Raw genomic sequence first — 1,395 nt, 5'->3', positions numbered from 1 at the left:
CTGCGGTCGATGGAGAACTTCGACAGCCAGGCCCGCAGCTCAGCTTCCTCATCAGTGATCGCCGGTGGTTGCAGGCGCATCGTGGAGCGGTGAATGCCCACCACCTCACACGCCCGCCGCTCAGAGGCCCCGCACCGCTCGCGCCGCCTCGCGACGGCGCGGTGCTTGCGGTTCGGGGTCAGAAGTTTCTGCCTCGTATTCTTTGAGCCGTTTGGCGTCGTTGGCCTTCATCCCGCCGTACTGGGTCACCCAGCGATGCCCGGGGGGCGCCAGAGCGCCGACGACGTCCTCGTCATGCGGGCAGGGCGGGTGGGCGAGGCGGCCACCACCGACACTGTGTTCGACAATCCGCGCGAGGACTACACCCGCAGGCTGCTCGACGCCATCCCGGGCCGGGACCTGCTGGTGAGCTGACCGATGCGACGGCAGTAGCCTCGTATGCCGTGACCGATCCGCTGCAGCCCCTCGTCGATCTGCGGGGTGTGCGGGGGGCCGCCGACATGGCGCGCGAGGCGCTCGCCGAGGTCCACCGGCACAAGAGCAACCGCCGCGGCTGGCCGACCACCGCGGCCGAGGCCGCGGTGCGAGCGGCCCGGTCGTCGGCGGCGATCGACGGCGGCAGCGTCGAGCTGCCCGCCGATGGCAACGTCACCGATCCGATCCTGGCGGGATCGCTGCGGGTCGGGCAGGCGCTCGACGGCGATGCACTGCGGAATCTGGTCGGGACCTGGCAGCGGGCGCCCCTGCAGGCGCTGGCCCGATTGCACCTGCTGGCCGCGGCCGACCTGGTCTCCGACGAGGCCGAACTCGGCAGGCCGCGCAGCGACGGCGGGGTGGCGCAGCGGCTGGACCTGCTCGCCCAGACTGTGCTCGGCTCGTCGGCGCCGGCTCCGGTGCTCGCCGCGGTCGTGCACGGTGAGCTACTGACGCTGCGGCCGTTCGGGACGGCCGACGGGATCGTCGCCAGGGCTGCGTCGCGGTTGGTTGCGGTGTCGAGTGGGCTGGACCCGCACAGCCTCGGCGTGCCGGAGGTGTTCTGGCTACGCCGGCGGCAGGCCTATCTGGATAGTGCGGCGGCATTCGGGTCCGGAACGGCCGAGGGGGTCGGCGGCTGGGTGATCCTGTGCTGCGGCGCGCTGGAGGACGGCGCGCGAGAGGCGACGTCGATCGCCGACGCCGCCTCCGGTTAGGGTGCTTCTGAGTGTGTAGAAACCGGGTGGACATATCGAAGCGGGCGGCGTTGTCGTCGCCGCCCTCACCGCCCGCTAGCCCGGACCCGCCGCGGGCCGGCCTGGCCCGGGTTGCCCCCACCCGCGCCACACCGCGACCGGCGGCGACCTCTGCTCGTTCACGGTGCTGACGCGGGCCAAAACCCAGTAGCGCGCAGTCACATTC

1 protein-coding gene and 2 pseudogenes are annotated in these 1,395 nt (G+C 72.3%); 2 read left to right on the top strand and 1 reads right to left on the bottom strand.

Going from position 1 to position 1,395, the window contains the following annotated elements; translation table 11 throughout:
- A pseudogene (locus tag A5733_RS16945) lies at positions 1–258 on the bottom strand (IS3 family transposase); the annotation flags it as partial.
- 9 nt (positions 259–267) lie between these two features.
- Here A5733_RS16945 and A5733_RS27550 point away from each other — a divergent pair.
- A pseudogene (locus A5733_RS27550) lies at positions 268–414 on the top strand (hypothetical protein); the annotation flags it as partial.
- Between the two features lie 29 nt (positions 415–443).
- Complete coding sequence (locus tag A5733_RS16940; protein ID WP_076240949.1) at positions 444–1,190, top strand: oxidoreductase; 747 nt, start codon at positions 444–446, stop codon at positions 1,188–1,190.
- Positions 1,191–1,395: the final 205 nt, after the last annotated feature.

The sequence above is a fragment of the Mycobacterium sp. NS-7484 genome, assembly GCF_001953975.1.
Taxonomy (GTDB): Bacteria; Actinomycetota; Actinomycetes; order Mycobacteriales; family Mycobacteriaceae; genus Mycobacterium.
The sequence above is the reverse complement of the archived record's forward strand: the minus strand, read 5'-3'. Positions and strand labels throughout refer to the sequence as shown.